A 17,466-nucleotide genomic window follows, 5' to 3' on the forward strand; every position below is an offset into this window, starting at 1 on the left:
CAGCCAACACACCGTCGAACCACTCCCGGCCACACCCGCCGACACGTGCCAGGGGCACACACCCGGCGGGGCGGTGCGAAGGACCCCCTCGTAGAGCCTTCACGCGCGGGCGAGGCGTCCGGTTCACCCCGGTACCGCCAGTTCGAACCAGACCGTTTTGCCCGCTTCTCCGGGCCGGGTACCCCAGTTGTCCGACGACAGCGCGACCAGTTGGATTCCCCGTCCGCTCTCGTCGTCGGGGCGGGCGACGCGTTCGCGGGGCGGGTCGGGCAGCGGGTCGGAGACCTCGACGCGCAGCAGGTCGCCCTGGCCCGCGGGGCGGACCAGGCGGACGCCGATCGGTCCGGTGGCGTGCCGCAGGGAGTTGGTGACGAGTTCGCTGACCAGCAGGGTCGCGAGATCGGTGAGGGCGTCCAGGTTCCAGCGGCGCAGCCGGTCGCGGACGGCGGCACGGGCGTTGCGGACGGCTCCCGGCTCGGCGGGAAAGCTCCACTCGACGCAGTCGCCTTCGGTGTCGATCACGCCGAATCACTTCCCGGGCCAGGGGGCCTACCCATGTCCGATTTCATGGGGTTAATGGCCACATACCCGATATTCAACGCGGAGTACCGCTCCCCCAGGGGCACTGTGGTACGAACGGCGGGAGCACTGTGGCACGAACGGCGTACCAGCCGCCCTCACTCCCCGGCCCGCCGCTCCCGCACACCCCCTGTGCGCCCCTACTCCCCCTGACCTGAGCGCCCCCCTACCCCCTACCTACTCGGCGCGCCCGACCTGTTCGGCCGTCAGCCGCGTCGCCGCCTCGCGCACCGCCGGCACGTCCTGGTCGAGCCAGTCGACATCCATGAGCTGATCGGCGGTGAGCCAGCGCAGCGCGTCGTGGTCCTGGAGGGCGCGGGGCTCGGCGGAGCCGGGGAGCAGCCGCGCGGTCCACACCTGGAGGACGAACGGCGGCTTCAGCGGCCACTGGCCGGGAACGCGTTCGACGGGGTGGATGTCCACGCCCAGCTCCTCGCGCAGTTCGCGGACGAGGGCGACCTCGGGGCTCTCGCCGGGTTCGACCTTGCCGCCGGGCAGCTCCCAGCGGCCCGCGAGTTCGGGGGGCGCGCTGCGGCGGGCCGCGAGCAGGCGGCCGTTGTCCAGGAGGGCGGCGCCCACCACGATCCGTTCCGTCATGCGCCGGAGCCTACGGGAGTCGTACGCGGGCGTTCGGCGCCCGTCAGTTGAGGGTGGTCGCCTCACCCTGGTCGTCGGGCCCGACGCATTCGACCCAGTACATCTGTTTGTGGCCGCGGGCGTCGAGCCGGTCCGCGGTCCTCTCCGCCTCGGCCCGCGTCGCATACCGGCCGACGCTGTAGCGATTGCCGTTGTCGTCCTCGCGTATCAGACGCCAGGGCAGAGTGAGTGTGCCGTCGTTCATCACGCCAATTCGCCCCTTCCCACCCGCGGTTGACGCCGCGCTCCGCCCACCCCGGAAACCGCGACCCGCATATGCCCGAGCGTACGCCCAACCCTCACGCAGCGAACATGCGTTTACACAAAGAGGTACGCAACCGGCCAGAAGGTAGGGGGCGCACAACAGCGGATGCGCCGTGCGGACCTGCCGACGCGCGCCTCCGGGGCGCCCCGAACAGGGGTGCGGCGACCTGCTAGAACGGCCGGAATCGAACGGCGTCGACGGGGACCGTCCGTCGCCGGTCGGGGGCGCGGGGGCGCGTCAACCCCCTCTGGATGTGCGCTACTTCACGGGCAGGTGGTACGCGGCCCGGTAGCGGTCGGCCGGGACGACCACGTCGGCCGTCTCCACCGCGCGCCCCGAGGCGTAGAACGTGCGCTGGATGACCAGGACCACATGACCGGGCACGCCCCCGAGCGCGTGCAGCTCCTCGGCGAGCCCGGGGCGGGCGCCGACCTCCTCCGTGACGTTGTCCACGATCACGTCGATGGCCGCCATGCGCTCGGCGACGCCCATCCCGCCGAGGGGGCCCTCCTCGGGCAGCATCACCGGGGTGCGGCCGGTGACCTCCAGGGGCTCCCAGGAGGTGGAGAGCATCATCGCCTCGCCGGCCTCGCGGAAGACGTAGCGGGTGCACATCACGCGGTCGCCGGGCTTGATGCCGAGCCGCTCGGCGACGGCGCCGCCCGCCTCGGTCTGCTCGCTGCGGGACTCCCAGCTGCCGCGCGCCTCCCCGTCGGCCTGCTCCTGCCGGAACGGCGTCGCCCCGCCCCCCGACCGGAAACCGGACCGGGCGATCCGGCGCGGCACGGGCCTCTCCCGCACATAGGTCCCCGACCCGGAACGGCCCTCGACCAGCCCCTCGGCCATCAGCACCTTGCGTGCCTCCAGCGCGACAGTGTCCGAGACGCCGTACTCTTCCCTGATCCGGGCCTGGGAGGGCAGACGGGTGTGCGGGGGCAGCGAACCGTCGACGATCTTCTTACGGAGATCACCCGCGACGCGCAGATACGCCGGCTGCTCACCGAAAGCCACAGGCCGCTCCCCTCAGCTGTACAGACAGCGACAGCCTGGCAACCCTGGGTTCAACCACGCAAGCAAAGGCCAAAGAATCACCCGATGTGATGACTCGCCCAGTCCAGAGACCTCCCAGCCCCTTCCTCCCCACTAGGGCCCCCACCACACCCAAACCCCCAGGGATTGACGATCCCGTGGCCCACCCCGAACCGGAGCTCGGCAGACTCACGCCGTCCAGGCGCGTGCAGGCGTCGACGCCGGGAGGGGCAGGCTCCGCGGAGTCTGCCCCTCCCTTGCGCTTTCTCCGGCTCAGCCCGCTGTGCAGGAGACCGTCGGCCAGGTCCAGTTGCCGTTCGGTTGGATGGTGACGCCCCAGGTGTTGCCTGTGCCGTTGGGTTTGGCGGTCAGGGTCTGGGAGTTGGGGTAGGTGGCGGTGATGTTCCAGGTGGCGAGGATCTTCGCCGGGGACGGGACGTTCATCGTCGCCGTCCAGGAACTGGAGCCGTTCACCGTGATGGTGAGGTTGTAGCGGTCGGACCACTGCTGGCCCGCCGAGACCGTCGCGGTGCAGGCGCCGGAGCCCCCGCCGCCGCTGCCGTCGGGTGCCACCGCGCGGCCCGTCTGGGGGGAGATCATCCCCGCGCACAGGTTGCGGGCGGCGAGGCCCTGGGCGATGCGCGGGATCGCCGCGACGGTGTTGGCCGGCCAGTCGTGCATGAGGATGACCTGGCCGCTGGTGAGCCGGCCGGCCGCCTGGACGATCGCGTCGGTGGAGGCGCCGTTCCAGTCCTGGGAGTCGACGTCCCAGATGATCTCCGTCAGGCCGTACTTCGCCTCGACCGCCTTGACCGTCGCGTTGGTCTCGCCGTACGGCGGGCGGAAGAGCTTGGGGGTGCCGCCGCCCGCGCCCGCGATGGCCTGCTGGGTGCGGGAGATCTCGGAGTCGATGGTGGCCTGCGTCTGCTGGGTCAGGTGCGGGTGGGTGTAGCTGTGGTTGCCGACCCACATCCCCGCGTCGACCTGGGCCTTGACCTGTGCGGGGTAACTGGCCGCGTTCTGGCCCTGGTTGAACATCGTGGCGCGCAGCCCGTTCTGCTTCAGCGCGTTGAGGAGGGTGGGGGTGCTGCCGGAGGGGCCGTCGTCGAAGGTGAGGCCGACATAGCCGGTGCAGGTGGCCGCCTGGGCCGGGGTGGCCGCGTCGACGGCGAGGGTGCCGGCGGCGGCGAGGGCGACCACGGTCAGCCGGGTGACCAGGGCGCGTAACGCGGATGTGCGTGCGGCGTTCATCGGAAAGGGGGCTCCAGCCTGGGGAGTTGGCGGATCAGGACGCGGCGCAGGAGACCGTGGGCCAGGTCCAGTTGCCGTTCGGCTGGACGGTGACGCCCCAACTGTTGCCCGAGCCGTTGGGTTTGGCGGTCAGGATCTGGGAGCTGGGGTAGGCGGCGGTGACGTTCCAGGTGGAGAGGATCTTCGCCGGGGACGGGACGTTCATCGTCGCCGTCCAGGAACTGGCCCCGGACACCGCGACGTTGAGGTTGTAGCGGTCGGACCACTGCTGCCCCGCCGTCACCGACGCCGTACAGGCGCTGCCGCCGCTGCCCGAACCCGCGTCGGCCACGGTGATGGTGGAGTTGCCGCTGCTCTGGTAGCCCTCGGTCGCCATGATCATGTAGTAGCTGAAGCTGCCCATCGGCATGCCCGCGCGGGCCCAGGCGTCGAAGTGGTTGCCGGTGGTGATGGTGCCGCCGGTGCGCTTGGACTGCCGCACGCTCCAGTACTGGTCGAAGGTCTTCGTGCCTTCCACCGAGGGGGCGTTGTAGCGCGTCGTCTTGTAGATGTCGTACGTGCCGCCGTCACTGGTCACGGTGCCCTTGTAGGTGCCGGTGGGCCGGTAGGTGCCCCAGTTGTCGACGATGTAGTACTCGACGAGCGGGTTCGATGTCCAGCCGTAGAGCGCCAGGTAGGCGTTGCCCGACGGGTTGAACGTCCCCGAGTAACTCACGCTGCGGCGGCCGCCGTTGCTCCAGCCCTTGCCCGCGACGAAGTTGCCGGTGTTGCTCCAGGAGGTGCTGTAACTGCCGCCGGAGCCGAGGTTCATGGAGACCGTCCCCTGGGAGTCGGTCCAGAACGAGTAGTAGTAACCGCCGTTAGAACCGGTCTGGTTGGTGTTGATCACCGTGTCGGCGCTGGCGGTGCCCGGCAGGGTCAGCGCCGCCAGCAAGGCCAGTAACAGGGCGCCGGCGCCGCTGACGAACAGCCGGAAACGGCCGCGTCGTTGGGGAGTGAGCTGTGCGGGTGTGTCGTTCATGGGGTGGTTCCTCCTCGTCCGGGAGCCGATGGGGTCCGGGGACGTGACGCGCGCCCAGGGCTGCTGGCGCTGGGCAGGGGGCGACGGCGGTCAGGTTCGTCGTCGCGCGGCACGGTCACGGCGGGCGGCTCCGCGTCGGCAGGGGGGAGCCCTGCCGACGGCGCCAGTGTTGAGCTGGCCCTGTCAACTGTCAAGACTTTCGGTCACCGCACCGAAAAGTTCGCCGTCGGCCCGGCTCGCCCACCCTTTCCATTTGTCCAGCCCACACGCTTAGTTGAGTGTTTCGCCGGAAGGTCGAGAGAGGAGAACACGGACCTTCAAGATCTATTGCCGAATGTTGCGACCGAATGTTTCGAAGAATTTCCGGACGCCCTGAACGCCGTGGACGTCCCGGATGCCCTCGGCGTAGAACGGCACGCGCGGCGGAATACCCGACGCGCAACGGCAGTTCGCCGTCATCATTCGGCGATGACGGTGAACTGCCGTTGCGGGGTGGGGCGTTGGTCGGTCGGTTTGCCGTTCCGGGGACGGTTACGCGCCCGCCCTGCGGCCCGGCTTGAACGCGTAGGTGCGGGCCTGCCACACGAGCAGCGAGGCCAGGGCCGCGAGGATGAGGAGAATCCACGGGAAGGACGCCGTGCCGGTGGCGTTCAGCAGGATGCCGCCGACCAGGCCGCCGCCCGCGACGGCGAGGTTGAAGACGGTGACGAAGATGGACTGGGCGGTGTCGGCGGCCCGGCCCGCCGCGTCCGCGAGCGCCGTTTGCAGCAACGTCGGCGCCCCGCCGAACGTCAGCCCCCACAGCACGACGCCGATCACGATCATCACGCCGTTCCCAGCCCCGATGCCCAGCACCAGCGCGCCGGCCGCGAACCCGACGCTGCTCGCCAGGGTGAGCAGCCGCAGCCGTTGGTCGGTGAAGAGTCCCGTCAGCCAGATGCCGACGAGGGCGGACACGCCGAAGACCAGCAGCATCACATCGACCCGGTCGGCCAGGTCGGCGGCGGCCAGGAAGGGCGCGATGTAGGTGTACAGCATGTTGTGGGCGAGCATCCACAGGAACATCACCGTCAGCACCTGGAGCACGCCCGGGATGCGGAAGACGTCCTTCAGCCCGGAGCCCTTCCGGGAGCCGAGGCCGGGCAGGTCGGGCACGGAGACGCGGACCCAGACCAGCAGGACGAGCCCGACGGCGGCCATGACCCAGAAGACCCCGCGCCAGTCGAACAGCGACCCCAGCCAGGTGCCCAACGGCACCCCGAAGGCCAGCGCGACCGGCTGCCCCACGCTGGCCAGCGCCAGCGCGCGCCCCTGGAGGTGGGTGGGGACCAGGCGCCGGACGTAACCGGCGAGCAGCCCCCAGACCACGCCGGCCGCCATGCCGGCGAAGAGGCGGGCGCCGAGGGTGAGCACGTAGTTGGTGGACAGCGCGGTGACGACGTTGAAGACGAGGAGGCCGGCGACCGCGGAGAGCATCAGTCCCCGGCGCCGCAGGGCGTGGGTCGCGGCGATGATGGGGATGGCCGCCACCACCGAACCGATCGCGTACAGCGTGATGAGCTGTCCGGCCAGGCCCTCGGAGACGCCGAGCCCCTCGCCGATGCGCGGGAGGAGCCCGGCCGGCATGGTCTCGGTGACGATGGCCAGGAACCCGGCGATGGTGAAGGCCAGGAGCTGGAACTTGGGAAGCTTGCCGACGGGCGGGCTGTCCACCTCCAGTACGCCTGTACAGGACGTGTCACGGTCGTTCATCAGGGCATCCTTCTCCTGCACTCGATGTCCGGTACTCGGTTTCCAGTACTCGATGTCCAGAACTCGATGTCCGGTACGTCTTGCGGTGATCGATGAGTGGCGACGGGTGGGCGTCCCGCCTCGGCCATGACCGTCGAGGCCGGAGAGGCATCCGCTCTCCGGCCTCGACGCAGGCGGGGGGACCAACGGCGTCAGGGGGCGCCGGGGTCCTGGACCGAGGTACGGACCGGAACCGACGGCTCCGGACCAGTACCCGGCGTTCTAGAACCGGGCGAGCAGCGAGCCGCAGCCGGTCAGCCGGTCCTCGATGGCGTTGTTCCGCAGCGCGTGCCAGTAGAGGACGGTGTTGTTGGAGAGGACCGGCTTGCCGAGCCAGTGCTCGGCCTCGGCGGCCACCCGCATCATGGCGACGTTGGTGCCGGTCTGCACGATGGCCTCCACGTCCGGGCCGTCGATCTCCCGTACGACCTCCCGCAGTTCGGCCTCGGAGACGTGCGCGATCTTCTCCGGGCTGGCGCAGCCGAGGCCGCGGAGGGCGACGACGTCGTAGCCGTTGTCGGTGAAGAACGTCTTCACCGAGTCGTCGTCGACCGGCAGATAGGGCGTGATGACGGCGATGCGGCGGACCTCGTGGGCGGTCAGGGCGGCCTGGTAGGCGTCGGGGCTCATGGTCACCGGCAGCCCGCCCGCGGCCGCCCGCATCGCCTCAAGGACGGGGGCGTGCGAGCCCGGTCCGTCCCAGTAGATCTCGGGCGAGAAACCGAGCACGACGCAGTCGGGGTTGCTCGGGACGAGGCTGTCGATGGCCCGGGTGGTGGAGGCCCGGTAACTGTCCACCAGCGAGGTGATCGACTCCTCCAGGGAGACGTCCTGGGTGAGCATGCGGGCGGTGTGGTTGGTGACGCCGGTGGGGCGCAGGGCCTCCATCTCCGGCTGGACCGAGGTGTTGGTGGCGGGCACGACCACGCCGACCTTGAGGCGCGGTCCGAGGGAGTCGGTCATGGTGAACTCCTCAGTGTTCTCAGAGGGTTGGGGGCGCTCAGCTGGTGAGGTAGGTCGGGTTCTTGATGAGCAGGTGGGCCCGCAGGACGAGTTCGGGCGACACCACCCGGTCGTTCCAGTCGGCCTGCGCGACGGGCTCCACGGCGACGGAGACCGCCCCGTCGTCCACCTCGAAGAACCGCGTGATCGTACGGGTCAACTCCTCGGCCAGCTCAGCTTTCTGAGGCTCCGTCAGTTTGTAGGGGAAGTGCTTGATGGTCACGTGCGGCATGCGCGGGGGTCCTTTTCGTCGCAACGGCGGTCAGGAGCGGGTCAGTTGGCGAGGCGGGCGCGGATCGCCGCGGTCAACTCGGCGACTCCTCGCGGCTTGAGGACGCTGTAGTGGTCGCCGTCGAGGGTGACCGTGGTGGGCGGGGTCGCGCAGAAGCCGTCGCTGTTCTCGATGAAGGAGTAGTCGTCGCCCTGCGCCTTCAGGATGGTCACCGGCGCGTTCAGGGTGCGCTCGGCCAACTCGCTGAAGGTGTATTCAAATTCGTAGGTCTCCTGCACGATCGCCGTGATCCGGCGTATCTGGTCCACCTCAAGCGCCGGGAACCTGCGGGCGACGAACGCGACGAACGTCTCCTCGTCGTGCGCCTCGGCCCGGCACTCCTCGACGTCCGGGCCGGTGATCGTCCCGGAGAACACCGAGTACAGGATCGTCAGATAGGCCAGGTCATCGTAGGTGGCGGAGCGGGCGCGCCGGGTGGTGCCCGGGGTGTCGACGTGGGGGTTGCCGGGGCAGATCAGCAGGACCTGTTCAACCCGCTCACCGAGCTGCTCCAGCTGCCAGGCCGTCTCGAAGGCGACCCGGGCCCCGAAGGAGTACCCCCAGAGCATGTAGGGGCCCTCGGGCTGGACCCGCCGGATCTCCGCGACGTCGGCGGCGGCCATCTCGCGGACGGTGGAGTAGGGGGCCTCGCCGCTGTTGATGCCGTACGCCTGGATGCCGTAGAACGGGCGGTCGACGTCGGCCTCCTGGGCCAGCGGGCGCAGGTTCATCGGGTAGCCGCCGAGCCCCGGCCAGCAGAAGACGGGCCGCTCGGCGCCGGTGTCCTGGAGCCGGACCAGGCGGGAGGAGTGGCCGGCGTCGTCGGCGCCGATCCGGGCGGCGAGGTCGACGAGCTTGGGGTGCTCGAAGATGGCCTGGAGGGGCAGTGCGGCGTCGAACTCACGGTTGATGCGGTTGATGAGGGCGACGGCGGTGAGCGAGTTGCCGCCGGAGGCGAAGAACTCGTCCTCGACGGACACCTCGTCGTACTTCAGGACCGTGCCCCAGGCGTCGGCCAGCCACTTCTCGTGCGGCGTGGAGGGCGCGACATAGCGGGAGACCTGCGCGGTCCGCACGTCCGGTGAGGCGGCGAGGGTGGTGAGGTCGACCTTGCCGTTGGGGCTGAGCGGGAGCGCGTCGAGCACCAGGACCCGGTTGGGGATCATGTAGTCCGGCAGGACCAGGGCGAGTTCGTCCTTGATCAGCTCGGCCGGCCCCTTCATGTGGACGGTGTCCTCGTCCATGCCCTCACTGCGGGCCTGGCCCTCGGTGACCCGGCCGCCGACGAAGAAGTACGAGGGGCCCGACGCGATGCCCTGGGAGGCGAGGACCTCGTCCATGCGGACGGCGGCGGGCAGCGGGTTGCCCGACTTGGAGCTGTAGCCCGAGGACATGAAGCCGAGGGAGAGGCCGTTGCGCTGGAGGTGGTGGAGCTTGGTGCCGAGGCCGATGTACGTCAGCCACTCCTCGGTCTCCCGGCTGACCGCGGTGATGCCGAACGACGCCCGGTCGTAGACCGCCTGGTTGATCGCGATGACATGGCGGGGCTGCACCAGGTCGTCCGAGACACGTGTCAACTCCCCGTCGGCGTACCGGTACTGGCCGGCCGGCAGGTCGTCCATGCGGCCGGGGTGGGCCTGCACATAGATCTCGGTGCGGTCCGCCTGCGGGGTGCCGTCGTGCGGGTGGATCTCGAAGGTGCCGAGGTAGTAGTCCTCGTCGGCGACCCCGAGGCGGTCCTTCACGGCCGGGGTGAAGGCGGCGGGGCGGATACCGCGCCCGTACGCGGGGAGCACCTCCTCGAAGACCCCGATCATGTGCCCGGTCTCGATCTCCAGGACTTCCTGGATGTTGTTGGCGTAGACCGGCTCGATGGCCTGCTTCTTGCCGATGAAGTGGACGCGCAGCGCGGCGCCCGAAGTGGCGTCGGCCACCCGCACGAGGGTGTGGTCGAGGGGATGGTAGTAGTACGTGCCGGCGTCGACGCCGTCCGCGCCGTCGGTCTCCACGTACAGCTGGGTGGCATACAGGGCACCCGGTGAGGCGTAGGAGTACTTCGGCAGCAGTCGTTCCCCGCTGTGGAACTGGCCGAACCAGCGCAGGAGTTCACCCAGCCGGGGCAGGGTCAGCGGCTCCGGGTCCGACACCGGGGCGGGAACGGGGCGGGGCGCGAGCAGCTCCAGGAGGTCGGCCCGGGTGACGGCGCCGCCGTCGTAGAAGCGGTACGTCTTGCGGGAGAAGACGGTCTCCCGCTGGCGCCGGGTCTCCTGCTTGCCCGGCAGCGGCACCGGGGGCCTGCCGCCGCTGTCGGCCGCGCGCAGGCCGGGGTTGGACAGCTGGGCCTTCACCTGGAGCTTGCTCGACTTGGACTGGTGGTGGGCGCCGTGGTTCCCCTGGTCCATCAGGGGCGCTTCCTGCGGGTTCAGTTCGAGGCAGACGACCAGGTTGGCCTGGTCGGTGCGCTCGTCGGTGACGGCGACGGCGGCGGCCCGCCGGACCCACGAGTGCTTCTCGACGGCCAGCGCGATCTCGTCCAGCTCGATGCGGTAGCCGCGCAGCTTGATCTGGTGGTCCATGCGGCCGACGCAGGTCATGGTCCCGTCCGGGTTCCAGTACGCGAGGTCACCGGTGCGGTAGAGGCGCTCGGTGGGGACGAACGGCGACATGATGAACCGTTCGGCGGTGAGGTCCGAGCGGTCCACGTAGCCGCGGGCCAGCTGGACGCCGCCGATGTACAGCTCGCCGGTGGTGCCGATGGGAACGGGCGCCAGGTCCTCGTCGAGGATGTAGCACTGGGTGTTGTCGACCGGGACGCCGATGGGCACGGAGCCGTCGTCGTCACCGATCTTGTCCGCGTCCACCCGGTAGGCGGTGGCGTTGATGGTGCATTCGGTGGGCCCGTACAGATTGACCAGGGCCGTCGCGGGGAAGCGCGCGGTGAACGTCTGCGCGAGCCGGCGGGAGAGCATCTCGCCGCCCGCGAAGACCTGCCGCAGCGAGGTGCAGGTGTCGAACCCCTCGGTGTCGAGGAGGGCCTGAAGGAGCGTCGGGACGCACTGGAGGGTGGTCACCTCGTGCTTCTTGATGACGTCCACCAGCGCCTCGGGGTCCCGGTAGATGCCCGGCGTCCCCAGCACGACCCGCGCGCCGGTGGCCGGGGCGAGGATCTCCCACTGCGCCGCGTCGAAGCTCATGGGCGTCTTCTGCAACACCGTCATGTCCGCGTTGAGGCCGCCGAAGTACTGCATCCAGCGCATCTGGGAGACGATGCTGCGGTGCTCGATCATCACCCCCTTGGGCTTGCCGGTGCTGCCCGAGGTGTAGATGACGTAGGCCAGGGAGTCCGGCCGGGGCCGGGGCACCTCGGCGGCGGCGACGCCGCTGGTGTCGGCCAGGGTGACCATCGTCGTGCCCGGCGGGGCCATGGCGGCGAGGCGTTCACGCAGGTGCTCCTGGGTGACGATGACCCGGGCCCGGCTGTCCTCCACCATGTAACGGACCCGCTCCTCGGGGTACTCCGGGGAGAGCGGGACGTAGGCGGCACCGGCCCGCAGGGTGCCCCACGCGCCCACCATGAGGTCCCACGACGGCTCGACGAACAGGCCGACCCTGTCGTCCGACCCCACGCCGAGCCGGCTGAGGGTCGCCGCCATGCGCTTGCTCGCATAGTTCAACTGCCCAAAGGTGTACCGTCGGCTGCCGCTCTCCACGACGACGGCCGACGGGTGCGTGCGCGACTGTAAGTCGAGGACGTCGGGGAGCGTCGTGGGCGCGTCATGGGCAGCGCCGGTCCTGACGGAAACTTCCTGAGTGGCTTTCATGGAATCCTCCACACTGGTTCGATTGAGGCACTCAGAATTTGCCAACCGCGATAGTGCCAAGTGCTCACAGGAATGCCATCCCTCTGCTCACGTACTTCAGAAGTACTTCGCAAAGGTTCCTTCAAAACGGAATGTGGCACGCCGCCGAGATAGCTGTCCAATAGCCGCCGACTTGGGCTCGATAGCAACCGCCTAAGTGTGAACAGGCGTGAAGGCGTGCCCGCGCATTTCCGATGGGCGGCGTCACGAGGCCGAGCGAACACCCGGGCAGCGCCGCGCCGGGCTCCCCCGCAAGATCGACAAGTGGGCCCCCGGGGGCTCCGGCGCAGGCTGTGCGGCCGCTGTGAATATGCCGGGCACGCTACGCGGGGGTGTCACGACGGTGTGTGCACGCCGTTTCGACGGAGGGCGCGCGGTGGGTCGGGGGCGGCGGACCGAGAGGGGTCAACAGGGCATATGCATCGGTCAGTTGAGACTTTGAACACTCTCCCCGAACGGGACGGGAACCTCGCACCTGGGGAGATACCGGCACCACCGCTCCAGCGGCACTCCAGTCTCACTCAAGCCCGGAGTGCCGCCGCTGCCGGGGAGGTTGACGGGGAAGGCGCGACCGGCGAGCCCACTCGTATACGACCCCGACACGATCGACGCCCCGCCGCACCTCCCCCCAGGTCCCCCCAGGCCGATGCCGCAGCCCGCCCACAACCCCTCCTCCCCCTTGAAATGTCCATGAAAGTGGTAGCGTGACGTGACCTACTATGTGCGGTGAGCGATAAGGGCAGTTCGTCGGAGGGGGAACACGTGGATCTGAACCGTGGATGACCGACGAGCGTCCGCCCAGGAAGGGCGCGGAGGAGGCCCGGTCACCGGGCCCCCGGGCACCTGTATGCCACCCCGCGCCTTCTGCGGGAGCGCTCCGGTCCACAGTTCAGCGCGAGAGGAACCACCGTGTCGAGCGTCAACTCCGGCCACCTCCGTCGCCTCGAATACTTCGTCGCCGTGGCGGAGGAACTCCATCTGGGGCGCGCCGCACAGCGCTGCGGAGTCTCCCAGCCCACCCTTTCCCAGCAGCTCAAGGTGCTTGAGGACGAGTTGGGGGTGCAGTTGCTCGAACGCGGCGCGCGGGGGCTCTCCGTCACCCCGGCCGGCGGGATTCTGGCCAGCGAGGCGCCGCTTCTTCTGGAAAACATATCTCGAATACAGGAAATGGTCCGGGCGTCCTCCCGAGTAGTGCGTGTGGCCTACAGCAAATCGGGGGCACCGCTCCAGCAGTCCATGGTGCGGAAGTTCCGTACCGAGAATCCTCATTATGAAGTCTCGATGAAGTCGAGCTGGTCCGAAAGCAACATCGACCTCGTGCGTTCGGGCGGCGTCGACTTCGCGTTCGTGCGGCCGCCCGTCGAAGCGGAGGATGTGCGCGTCTCGGTGGTGAAGACGGACGAACTCGTCGCCGTGGTGCCGTCCAGCCTCGACCATCTGCCCGGCCGTATCTCCGTCAACGACATCGCGGACCTGCCCATCGTCATGTGGCCCCGCAGCTCCGCCCCCGGCTACTACGAGAGCATCATGGAGTTCGCCTCGCCGGGCGGTGAGCCCCGTACGGTGCTGGAGGAGCCCGACTACATCTACGTCGCCGTCGCCGTCGCGGCCGGCGAGGGCGTCTCCTTCATGGACCTCAGCAGCGCGGAGTGGCTGAGCCGGGGCAATGACGTCCAGATCCGCGCCTTCGACTCCCCCGCCCCGAAGGTCGAACTCGCCGTCGCCTGGCGCGACTCACTCGACCACCAACTAGTCTCCCGCTTCCTCCGAGCCTGCCGCCAGTACAGCGCAACCCGCTACACCCGAGAACGGATAGCCCTGAACACATCCCGATGGACCCATCCGGGGCGGTGAGGGGGGTGCGGGGCGACCTTGGGGGCGCCGGCTCGTCCAGCACCGGTCCAGCGCGGGGAAACAACCAGGGGCCCGACCCCGAAGAGCCGGACCCCCTTTGACCTGGGCGTTCGGTAGGTCAGCGATGTGGTGCTATGTCAGCCACTACACGTTAAAACGGAACTCCACCACGTCGCCGTCCTGCATCACGTAGTCCTTGCCCTCCATGCGGGCCTTGCCCTTGGCTCGGGCCTCGGCTACTGAGCCTGTTTCGACCAGGTCTTCGAAGGAGATGACCTCGGCCTTGATGAAGCCCTTCTGGAAGTCGGTGTGGATCACGCCGGCCGCCTCGGGGGCTGTCGCGCCCTTCTTGATGGTCCAGGCGCGGGATTCCTTGGGGCCGGCCGTGAGGTAGGTCTGGAGGCCCAGGGTGGCGAAGCCGACGCGGGCGAGGGTGGCCAGGCCCGGCTCCTCGGCGCCGACCGACTCAAGCAGCTCCAGGGCGTCGGCCTCGTCCAGCTCGGCGAGGTCCTGCTCCAGCTTGGCGTTGAGGAAGATCGCCTCGGCGGGGGCGACCAGGGCACGCTGCTCGTTCTTGAAGGCGTCGTCGGTCAGTTCGTCCTCGTCGACGTTGAAGACGTAGAGGAACGGCTTCGTGGTGAGGAGGTGGAGGTCGTGGAGCAGCTCTTCGTTGCCGGAGCCCTGGACGATGCCCGCCGAGAACAGCGTGTCGCCCTTCTCCAGGATCGCCTGCGCCTCCTCGACCGCCTTCACCTTCGGGCCGACGTCCTTCTTGATCCGCGATTCCTTCTGGAGGCGCGGCAGGACCTTCTCGATGGTCTGGAGGTCGGCGAGGATCAGCTCGGTGTTGATCGTCTCGATGTCGTCCTTGGGTGAGACCTTGCCGTCGACGTGGACGACGTTCTCGTCCTTGAAGGCGCGGATGACCTGGCAGATCGCGTCGGACTCGCGGATGTTCGCCAGGAACTTGTTGCCCAGGCCCTCACCCTCGCTCGCGCCGCGCACGATGCCCGCGATGTCGACGAAGTCGACGGTCGCCGGGAGGGTCTTCTGCGAGGAGAAGATCTCGGCCAGCTTGGTGAGGCGGGCGTCGGGGACGCCGACGACGCCGACGTTCGGCTCGATGGTCGCGAACGGGTAGTTGGCCGCGAGCACGTCGTTCTTGGTGAGGGCGTTGAACAGGGTCGACTTGCCGACATTCGGCAGGCCGACGATTCCGATCGTGAGCGACACGTTGCGACTTCCCGTACGTGAGAGGACATCAGGGGCTGGGGGCTGCGGGCCCGGTCCTGACAACGGTGCGGCGGGCCGATCCACCAGTCTACGGCGTACCGGCACCCGCCCCGCCGACGTATCGAACGCTTGGCCAAGCCCCGTCTCCCGGCGTGTCTGGTGGACCGTTGCGCACATGATCCGACCTAGGTTGGTCCAGTGGAGCAACACAGGACGCGCCCCCCGCAGCAAGGACCGCGACGCGGCACGCCCCCACTGCCCCCGCAGGCGGCACGCGGGGGGAAGGGCGCAGCGGCGGGCAGGGCAGGCAATGGCGCCGGGTCGGCCGGGCGGCGGCGCCCCGGCGTCTCCCGGCCCGCCCCGGCCCGCTCGCCCCTCGCCGGTGCCCTGCGACGGCTGCCCAACCCGCGGCTGACCGGGCTGGGCGGCGGGCTGTTCTGCGGGGCCGTGATGGTCCTCCTCGGCCTGCTGGACGGCCTGCTCCTCGGGTCGCTCACCGCGTACAGCGTGCTGTTCGTGCCGGTGTGCCTGGTGACCGCCGCGTGGGTGCGACGGGGCGACCTGCTGACCGCGCCCGTCGTCGCGCCGATCGCCTTCGCCCTGGGGCTGCTGCCCGTGGCCGAGGGCGACGGCGGCTTCCTCGGCCGGCTGATGGGCCTGGTGACGGCGCTGGCCACCCAGGCCGGCTGGCTCTACGGCGGCACCCTGCTCGCCGGGATCGTGGTGCTCGCCCGCCGGGTCGCCCTGCTGCGCGAGCGCACGGACCGGCGCCGCTACCCCGTCTGAGGCCACCGGCTCCCTCAGCCCTCCTGCGTCGTCCTCCGTCGTCCTCAACCGTCCTTCGCGTGCATGGCGGCGCCCACGATCCCCGCGTTGTTCTGGAGCTGGGCGGGGACGATCTCCGCCTTGATGCCCTCGATGAAGTGCAGGAACTTGTCGGCCTTGCGGCTGACCCCGCCGCCGATGATGAACAGCTCGGGCGAGAAGAGCATCTCGACGTGGGCGAGGTACTTCTGGACCCGGTGGGCCCAGTGCTCCCAGGTCAGGTCGCCGTCCTCCTTGGCCTTGCTGGAGGCCTTCTTCTCGGCGTCGTGGCCGTTCAGCTCCAGGTGGCCCAGCTCGGTGTTGGGCAGCAGCGCGCCGTTCACGAAGACGGCGCTGCCGATGCCGGTGCCGAACGTCAGCAGGATGACCGTGCCCTTGCGGCCCTGGCCCGCGCCGAACGCGATCTCGGCGACGCCCGCCGCGTCCGCGTCGTTGACCACGGTGACCGGCAGGCCGCCGAGCCGCTCGCCGAACAGGGCGCGCGCGTCGGTGTCGATCCAGCTCTTGTCGACGTTGGCCGCCGTACGGATGGTGGAGCCGCCCGTGACCACGCCCGGGAAGGTGAGGCCGACCGGGCCGGTCCAGCCGAAGTGCTCCACGACCTCCTTGACCCCGTCGGCCACCCCGTCGGGGGTGGCCGGGTGCGGGGTCAGCACCTTGAACCGCTCGTGTGCGAGGTCGCCCTTGTCGAGGTCCACAGGGGCGCCCTTGATCCCTGATCCGCCGATGTCCACGCCGAAGATCTGCATGGCCCTACGTTACGACGGAGGACTGACAGTCACTCAGCGGAGGCACCGCCCAAGGCGTCCGGCGCCCCGGAACCACCGCGTCCCGCGACCAGGTCGGCCGCCTCTTCCCGCAGGTCACGGCGGAGTTCCTTGGGCAGCGAGAAGATGATCGACTCCTCGGCCGCCTTGACGATCTCGACGTCCTCGAAGCCGCGCCCGGCCAGGTACTCCAGGACCTGTTCGACGAGGATCTCGGGGACGGACGCGCCGGAGGTGACGCCGACCGTGGTGACGCCCTCCAGCCAGGCGGCGTCGATCTCGTCGGCGAAGTCCACGAGGTGCGCGTCGCGGGCGCCGGCCAGCTTGGCGACCTCGACGAGGCGGACGGAGTTGGAGGAGTTGCGGGAGCCGACCACGATGACGAGGTCCGCCTCCTCGCCCATCTGCTTGACGGCGAGCTGACGGTTCTGTGTGGCGTAGCAGATGTCGTCGCTGGGCGGCGAGATGAGCTGCGGGAACTTCTCCTGGAGGGCGTCGACGGTCTCCATCGTCTCGTCGACGGAGAGGGTGGTCTGCGAGAGCCAGACGACCCTGGAGGGGTCGCGGACCTCGATCTTGGCGACGTCCGCGGGGCCGTCGACGAGCTGGATGTGTTCGGGGGCCTCGCCGGAGGTGCCGATGACCTCCTCGTGGCCCTCGTGCCCGATCAGGAGGATGTCGTAGTCCTCCTTGGCGAAGCGGACGGCTTCCTTGTGCACCTTGGTGACGAGGGGGCAGGTCGCGTCGATGGTGGCGAGTCGGCCGCGCTCGGCCTCCTCGTGGACGACGGGGGCGACGCCGTGCGCGGAGAACATCACGATGTTCCCCTCGGGAACCTCCTCCGTCTGCTCGACGAAGATGGCTCCCTTCTTCTCCAGGGTCTGCACGACGTACTTGTTGTGGACGATCTCGTGACGGACATAGATCGGAGCGCCGTACTGCTCCAGGGCTTTCTCGACGGCGATCACGGCGCGGTCCACGCCCGCGCAGTAGCCCCGAGGGGCGGCGAGCAGGACACGGCGGCCAGGCGAAGCAGTCATGCCACCCATCGTAAGGCCGCGTTCGGCGGGTCAAAGATCACG

At 69.5% G+C, this 17,466-nt stretch carries 14 protein-coding genes and 1 pseudogene; 2 read left to right on the forward strand and 13 right to left on the reverse strand.

Going from position 1 to position 17,466, the window contains the following annotated elements; translation table 11 throughout:
- Positions 1 to 123: 123 nt before the first annotated feature.
- The 10 genes and pseudogenes from ACIQOU_RS19385 to ACIQOU_RS19430 all read right to left on the reverse strand — a co-directional run bounded on the left by ACIQOU_RS19385 (position 124) and on the right by ACIQOU_RS19430 (position 11,666).
- Positions 124 to 544: pseudogene (locus ACIQOU_RS19385) on the reverse strand (ATP-binding protein).
- Between the two features lie 212 nt (positions 545 to 756).
- The gene (locus ACIQOU_RS19390) at positions 757 to 1,176 is read right to left on the reverse strand and encodes a (deoxy)nucleoside triphosphate pyrophosphohydrolase (protein WP_401537975.1); all 420 of its coding nucleotides are present in this window, start codon (positions 1,174 to 1,176) and stop codon (positions 757 to 759) included.
- Between the two features lie 43 nt (positions 1,177 to 1,219).
- Complete coding sequence (locus ACIQOU_RS19395; RefSeq protein WP_401537976.1) at positions 1,220 to 1,420, reverse strand: SPOR domain-containing protein; 201 nt, start codon at positions 1,418 to 1,420, stop codon at positions 1,220 to 1,222.
- Between the two features lie 318 nt (positions 1,421 to 1,738).
- Complete coding sequence (locus ACIQOU_RS19400) at positions 1,739 to 2,491, reverse strand: GntR family transcriptional regulator (RefSeq protein ID WP_401537977.1); 753 nt, start codon at positions 2,489 to 2,491, stop codon at positions 1,739 to 1,741.
- Positions 2,492 to 2,782: 291 nt separating this feature from the next.
- Complete coding sequence (locus ACIQOU_RS19405) at positions 2,783 to 3,760, reverse strand: polysaccharide deacetylase family protein (protein WP_401537978.1); 978 nt, start codon at positions 3,758 to 3,760, stop codon at positions 2,783 to 2,785.
- A 34-nt stretch (positions 3,761 to 3,794) separates the two neighbouring features.
- Positions 3,795 to 4,781: a glycoside hydrolase family 11 protein gene (locus ACIQOU_RS19410; RefSeq protein WP_401537979.1), complete on the reverse strand. Its 987-nt coding sequence runs from the start codon at positions 4,779 to 4,781 to the stop codon at positions 3,795 to 3,797.
- Between the two features lie 531 nt (positions 4,782 to 5,312).
- Positions 5,313 to 6,533, reverse strand: a complete 1,221-nt coding sequence (locus ACIQOU_RS19415; RefSeq protein WP_401537980.1) for an MFS transporter — start codon at positions 6,531 to 6,533, stop codon at positions 5,313 to 5,315.
- A gap of 261 nt (positions 6,534 to 6,794) precedes the next feature.
- Positions 6,795 to 7,535, reverse strand: a complete 741-nt coding sequence (locus tag ACIQOU_RS19420) for an arylmalonate decarboxylase (RefSeq protein ID WP_401537981.1) — start codon at positions 7,533 to 7,535, stop codon at positions 6,795 to 6,797.
- A gap of 37 nt (positions 7,536 to 7,572) precedes the next feature.
- A complete protein-coding gene (locus ACIQOU_RS19425; protein WP_401537982.1) occupies positions 7,573 to 7,806 on the reverse strand; it encodes a tautomerase family protein in 234 nt (77 codons plus the stop codon).
- Positions 7,807 to 7,847: 41 nt separating this feature from the next.
- Positions 7,848 to 11,666, reverse strand: a complete 3,819-nt coding sequence (locus ACIQOU_RS19430; protein ID WP_401537983.1) for an amino acid adenylation domain-containing protein — start codon at positions 11,664 to 11,666, stop codon at positions 7,848 to 7,850.
- A gap of 948 nt (positions 11,667 to 12,614) precedes the next feature.
- On the opposite strand from ACIQOU_RS19430, the gene ACIQOU_RS19435 reads away from it, so the two are divergent.
- Positions 12,615 to 13,559 carry a LysR family transcriptional regulator gene (locus tag ACIQOU_RS19435; RefSeq protein WP_401537984.1) on the forward strand — a complete coding sequence of 315 codons (945 nt, stop codon included), beginning with the start codon at positions 12,615 to 12,617 and terminating at the stop codon, positions 13,557 to 13,559.
- A 144-nt stretch (positions 13,560 to 13,703) separates the two neighbouring features.
- Here ACIQOU_RS19435 and ychF read toward each other — a convergent pair whose 3' ends face one another.
- Positions 13,704 to 14,792 carry a redox-regulated ATPase YchF gene (gene ychF, locus ACIQOU_RS19440; protein WP_401537985.1) on the reverse strand — a complete coding sequence of 363 codons (1,089 nt, stop codon included), beginning with the start codon at positions 14,790 to 14,792 and terminating at the stop codon, positions 13,704 to 13,706.
- A gap of 198 nt (positions 14,793 to 14,990) precedes the next feature.
- On the opposite strand from ychF, the gene ACIQOU_RS19445 reads away from it, so the two are divergent.
- Positions 14,991 to 15,578 carry a DUF6542 domain-containing protein gene (locus tag ACIQOU_RS19445; protein ID WP_401537986.1) on the forward strand — a complete coding sequence of 196 codons (588 nt, stop codon included), beginning with the start codon at positions 14,991 to 14,993 and terminating at the stop codon, positions 15,576 to 15,578.
- A gap of 44 nt (positions 15,579 to 15,622) precedes the next feature.
- Here ACIQOU_RS19445 and ppgK read toward each other — a convergent pair whose 3' ends face one another.
- Both ppgK and ACIQOU_RS19455 read right to left on the reverse strand, forming a co-directional pair.
- Positions 15,623 to 16,366, reverse strand: coding sequence for a polyphosphate--glucose phosphotransferase (gene ppgK / locus ACIQOU_RS19450; RefSeq protein ID WP_401537987.1), 744 nt, complete (start codon positions 16,364 to 16,366; stop codon positions 15,623 to 15,625).
- Positions 16,367 to 16,395: 29 nt separating this feature from the next.
- Positions 16,396 to 17,433: a 4-hydroxy-3-methylbut-2-enyl diphosphate reductase gene (locus ACIQOU_RS19455; protein WP_401537988.1), complete on the reverse strand. Its 1,038-nt coding sequence runs from the start codon at positions 17,431 to 17,433 to the stop codon at positions 16,396 to 16,398.
- Between the last annotated feature and the right edge of the window lie 33 nt (positions 17,434 to 17,466).

Origin of the sequence: Streptomyces sp. NPDC091279, from assembly GCF_044757465.1 — a bacterium.
Classification (GTDB): domain Bacteria; phylum Actinomycetota; class Actinomycetes; order Streptomycetales; family Streptomycetaceae; genus Streptomyces.

Bases quoted from the DNA above. Each gene is read 5' to 3' on its own strand.
- ACIQOU_RS19390 (WP_401537975.1), bottom strand. From the start codon at position 1,176: ATGACGGAACGGATCGTGGTGGGCGCCGCCCTCCTGGACAACGGCCGC.
- ACIQOU_RS19395 (WP_401537976.1), bottom strand. From the start codon at position 1,420: ATGAACGACGGCACACTCACTCTGCCCTGGCGTCTGATACGCGAGGAC.
- ACIQOU_RS19405 (WP_401537978.1), bottom strand. From the start codon at position 3,760: ATGAACGCCGCACGCACATCCGCGTTACGCGCCCTGGTCACCCGGCTG.
- ACIQOU_RS19410 (WP_401537979.1), bottom strand. From the start codon at position 4,781: ATGAACGACACACCCGCACAGCTCACTCCCCAACGACGCGGCCGTTTC.
- ACIQOU_RS19415 (WP_401537980.1), bottom strand. From the start codon at position 6,533: ATGAACGACCGTGACACGTCCTGTACAGGCGTACTGGAGGTGGACAGC.
- ACIQOU_RS19420 (WP_401537981.1), bottom strand. From the start codon at position 7,535: ATGACCGACTCCCTCGGACCGCGCCTCAAGGTCGGCGTGGTCGTGCCC.
- ACIQOU_RS19425 (WP_401537982.1), bottom strand. From the start codon at position 7,806: ATGCCGCACGTGACCATCAAGCACTTCCCCTACAAACTGACGGAGCCT.
- ACIQOU_RS19430 (WP_401537983.1), bottom strand. From the start codon at position 11,666: ATGAAAGCCACTCAGGAAGTTTCCGTCAGGACCGGCGCTGCCCATGAC.
- ppgK (WP_401537987.1), bottom strand. From the start codon at position 16,366: ATGCAGATCTTCGGCGTGGACATCGGCGGATCAGGGATCAAGGGCGCC.
- ACIQOU_RS19455 (WP_401537988.1), bottom strand. From the start codon at position 17,433: ATGGGTGGCATGACTGCTTCGCCTGGCCGCCGTGTCCTGCTCGCCGCC.